Source organism: Legionella santicrucis (assembly GCF_001468135.1).
GTDB lineage: Bacteria > Pseudomonadota > Gammaproteobacteria > Legionellales > Legionellaceae > Legionella > Legionella santicrucis.
Window position 1 is genome coordinate 5,523 of the sequence record NZ_LNYU01000077.1, and the last position, 4,457, is coordinate 9,979.

Sequence of the window (4,457 nt, forward strand, 5' to 3'; positions counted from 1 at the left end):
GCCCATAGTCTATTTAGATGAGAGTGGCTTTGCTCAATCTATGCCTCGCACTCATGGTTATTCCTTTAAGGGGCATCGATGTTATGGCCAACGAGCATGGGGTGAGCGAGGAAGAATCAATGCTATTGGTGCATTGCTTAATAATCAATTGATTACCGTCAGTCTCTTTGAGGGCACTATTAACGCTGCTACCTTCAATAGTTGGATAGAACAAGATTTAATACCCAAATTACCTGTTTCTTCTGTTGTAGTGATGGACAATGCCGCTTTTCATAAAGATAAGGCAATGCAAGAGCAATTATCCCTAGCTGGGTTTACTTTAGAATATTTGCCTCCTTATTCTCCTGACCTTAATCCAATTGAACATAAGTGGGCTCAAGCTAAATCCATTCGTAGAAAAATTAATTGCTCTATTGATGAGCTTTTTCAAAGCCATTGCCAATAATCATTTTATTGTGCGTTGGCTATAAGTAAACTTGCTTCTGGTGATGCTGTCATTGTCTATTCCTCTAAAGAAGATTGTTGCGATATTATCAAGGTAGAAGAATTTGATTCCTTTAAAGCTCTAACTCAAAGATCATTAACTATTAGTAATCAATAATTCGATATTAAAAAGCTTACCGATTCGGAACTTGCTCTATAAACCTAAAACATAGATAAAATTTATTACTTATTTAGCGATTTTTACCAGTTCATCGACAAATAAGAAACCTAATTGGTGCTCATCATAAAATGGCCGCAAATAACCAACGTAAGCACCCGCTCTTTGCATGGAGCCAGTGGCAAGAAATTGTTGCGCGGGCGAGGTGTGTCTAAGATTTCAAATAGAACTCTTTTTGACCTGATTTGCTTTCGTATTAACAAGTGGACGATGTCTATTTTTCAACACCCCGTGCACAAATTGACTTATTATAAATTAACTTTTAACATGCCCTTTTTTTACTCATATAATCACTAGTAACACAGGAACAAAATGTTAAAGCAAAATCGATTGTTATTAAGACTTGTTATTATTTGGATAATCATTTGTTTTGCAGGCCTATCATTTTTAATTAACTCTTATGGGCTTTATGATTTAGATACAATAATTTTCGGATTCATCCTCGCGCTGCTCCCTCTATATTTTTTACCGACCCTTGTTGCTATAAAAAAATCACATCCTTCAATACTTGCCATAACCGTTTTAAACCTACTTACCGGAAGCTTTTTCTTCGGCTGGGTTGCTTCATTAGTCTGGGCTCTTAGTAATCCAAATAAAACAATAATCGTTAAAAATATTTCTCATGGGTTTCGAGAGTGAGTCTAAATTATAAAGATTATTGTTCTGATAATGAGCTTTATTTTAGTAAGATCCTAATCCCAAAAGTAAAGAATAATACAACATTAATGGCTCCCTTATCTCAAAGGCAAGATATGATTGAAATAGATTACACTTTACTAAGCGAAGAAGCGTTAGATAATTTACTTATTGACATCATAACGCGACAGGGCACCGATTACGGAGAATATGAACAGAATATTCAGGTTAAAAAAAAGCAGCTATTGCATAACCTCCAATCTGGAAAAGCGATTATTACATACTCTTCGAAGGAAAATACTTGTGATATTATCAATCAGGAAGATTTTCTAAACTTTAGCAAAAAATTAGGCAACAAAATGTGAGAATAGAATTTCTACTGTCAGAGTTTACAAGATCTATCCTCTATCTCACCAGCTTCAGTGATATTGATTCGAGTGCCTGGTTTAAGATTTTGATTAAAGTTTGACGTGTCTCTGGTTTCACGACCACAATAAATTGAAAATTTTATTAAATGACTCTCGCGTGATACTTCACGAGCCGTTAGGCTCGAACCAGCAAGACCTAAATGGCAATCTTGATGAATAACGGATGCAAGATCTAGGGGCGCTTCAAAATCAAGTTTCAAAGTATGCTCATGACCATTAAGTACCGAACAGTTAAGATAGGTTACTTGGCTCATCGCCGATGGTTGTAACATCCATAAGCGATCATGCGATAAATCCTTTCCTTTACCCGCAATATCGTCCATTTGATTTACATCAGTTGTACCTGATAACTCAGGAATACTACGGGCTTACCGTGTTTCGTCTAACAGCATTAGTGGGTTAGGCTCTTCCTTTTCACCGGTGAGATTAGTGTCCACGATTAGAGAAACATTCAACTCTAATTCCCCTCACGTTACCTTTTGGTTCCAGCCTCTCAGCATCTTTGGCTTGTTCTGCTATAGCGATGTTTATCAGAAGTTCACTTTTCATTAGCCATACCACCCAAACCCTAGCCCTCTACCAGCTTGATGCTGCCAGTACCAACGACTCTTCACAGATAAGTTGGATTTCGGTACATTGTCAGGAGGCTCTATACGGCTCGTTACCTCACCGCATCTCTCCCTAGGGTACAACTGGTGGAACAATTGGTTTTATTAAAGTCCTTTTACCTAAAACAGTCCGTTAAACGACTTTTCACGTCGCACAAAATTATTGCAATCGATGAGCGCAAACATTTTAGGGCAACTCATGAAGAACTAAAGTGACCACACCCCAAATCACCATCTCACACTCTTCGTTAATTTCAATGGGTTTGAATTTAGGATTTGCAGGCAGCAAACTCACCCTCCCCTGCTTTTTAGACAATCGTTTCACAGTCAACTCCCCATTAACCGCTGCAATCACAATCCGTCCATCAGTGGCTTCAATACTTTTATCGACGAGCAACCAATCGCCTGAAAAAATTCCTGCCTCAACCATAGAGTCACCCATGGCTTGCAATACAAACGTCGCAGAGGGGTGCTTAATGAATTTAGTGTTTAAATCAAGATACCCCTCAATGTAATCATCAGCAGGTGATGGGAACCCTGCCTGAACTTTACTGGAAAATATGGGTAACTGATAATGGGACTCTTCTTTTAGGCGCTCTAACTGAGCCATTAATGACACAGGGATACGAATCGCTTTAGTAGGCTCTTTCTTTGGACGCCCTGCCCCTTCTCTTTTTCCACCTCGAGGTGACATAATGCACTCATTTTTGATTTACGTACAATTATCATAGATGCAAGAAAAAAAACTGTAAATACCGCCCCAAGTACCAAAAAGCAAAATGAGACTTAAGCCTTCGAGAGTATTAGGAAAATATTTTTTAACTTTTTAGTGAGACAATGGCTCTATTGCCAATGGATGGTCAAAATCAGCCTTATTCATTAAGAGAGTCACCCGATAACCTTCCAAGTCTTGTTAAGGATAAGGTTTCATCAAAGCGATTAGCTGCTCTTTAGAAGAAGTAGAATTTAGCCATATGGCTTGAGCCCCTTCATTCAAAATAAGCGGCATGCGATGATGCACCGGCTGCATCAAGCAATTAGCCTCAGTCGTAATGAGACAACACGAATGAATGACCTCATCATTTTGCTGCCATGTAGCCCAAAGAGCCGCTACAGCCAGCAAATCATGATTCGTTTTTCGAAAGTAATAAGGTTGTTTTATTCCTTCTTCCTGATGCCACTCGTAAAAACCACTCATTGGCATGAGACAGCGCTTGCATTTAATTGCATCACGAAATGCAGGCTTTTCAAAAATGGTTTCAGCACGGGCATTAATAAGGCTTCCGATTTTCTTCCTATCCGTAGTCCATGAAGGAACAAGTCCCCAGCGTAATAACACCCCTTGAGTTTCATGAATATCAATGGGGACAAGGCACACAATTTCTGCCCCTGGAGCAATATTAAACCTCGGGGTAATTTCAATCTCATTGGATATATGAAATTGATATTTTAATTGGTCATAAGAAGCCACATAAGCAAAACGACCACACATAATGTCATACTCTTGTTTTATTAAAGTGTAGCGTAGTTTAGAAAACACATTGGAGCATGATGCATCATCATCTTAACCCCTAACCCCACAAGGTGTTTGACAGAATATAAACAGACTTATCCACAGAAAATGTGCATAACTTAAAGAAAAGCATTTTATTTAAAAAAGAAAATAAACCATATGGGACAAGGGTTTCTAGAGTAATGGAATAACAAAGGCTAAGAATTGGTACGAATTAATATCCACAGAATTAGATATTAAATAAAAAATTAAACCTGGCAATTGTAAACAAACAAAAATTAAAAAAACAGTCTTGACTTAAACTATTTTTCTCCCTTTTCTTATTGAGTAAGATGCTTGCTTTTTATGACTCAAAAATGTCCGCATTGTTCCTTAGCATGAAATCCATTCACTAAAAGGCGACATGCGCTTTTACTTGCCATTGCGAAATATACTTATTTTCATATCATTCAATTAGAGCCACTTGTAATGCCCATTGTTTTTCCCAGGTGCTAGGAGCGAATTTTTTATTCCATCCAATAAATAACTCATGTTACGCACACTCAGTTTTAAGCGGTCATATTTTTGAGCTCCTGCCAAGCAATTTGGTTTGCTCTAACAATGAGTTTGTA

5 protein-coding genes and 1 pseudogene are annotated in these 4,457 nt (G+C 37.9%); 3 read left to right on the plus strand and 3 right to left on the minus strand.

Annotated elements, in window-relative coordinates; genetic code table 11:
- The 3 genes from Lsan_RS12950 to Lsan_RS12960 form a co-directional block, all read left to right on the plus strand.
- Positions 1–445 (plus strand): IS630 family transposase (locus Lsan_RS12950; protein WP_202814631.1); only part of this gene is annotated, 445 nt, incomplete at its 5' end.
- A 528-nt stretch (positions 446–973) separates the two neighbouring features.
- Complete coding sequence (locus tag Lsan_RS12955) at positions 974–1,300, plus strand: superinfection immunity protein (protein WP_083505136.1); 327 nt, start codon at positions 974–976, stop codon at positions 1,298–1,300.
- Positions 1,297–1,662: a YheU family protein gene (locus tag Lsan_RS12960; RefSeq protein WP_237762129.1), complete on the plus strand. Its 366-nt coding sequence runs from the start codon at positions 1,297–1,299 to the stop codon at positions 1,660–1,662. The genes Lsan_RS12955 and Lsan_RS12960 overlap by 4 nt, the downstream gene beginning before the upstream one ends.
- Positions 1,663–1,679: 17 nt before the next feature.
- Here the strand turns inward: Lsan_RS12960 and Lsan_RS12965 are convergent, their stop codons facing one another.
- The 3 genes and pseudogenes from Lsan_RS12965 to Lsan_RS12975 form a co-directional block, all read right to left on the minus strand.
- Positions 1,680–2,048 (minus strand): hypothetical protein, encoded by a 369-nt coding sequence (locus tag Lsan_RS12965; protein ID WP_058514647.1) that lies wholly within the window; start codon positions 2,046–2,048, stop codon positions 1,680–1,682.
- A gap of 472 nt (positions 2,049–2,520) precedes the next feature.
- A complete protein-coding gene (locus Lsan_RS12970; protein ID WP_058514648.1) occupies positions 2,521–3,027 on the minus strand; it encodes a LexA family protein in 507 nt (168 codons plus the stop codon).
- Positions 3,028–3,159: 132 nt separating this feature from the next.
- Positions 3,160–3,825: pseudogene (locus Lsan_RS12975) on the minus strand (SOS response-associated peptidase).
- Positions 3,826–4,457 lie beyond the last annotated feature (632 nt).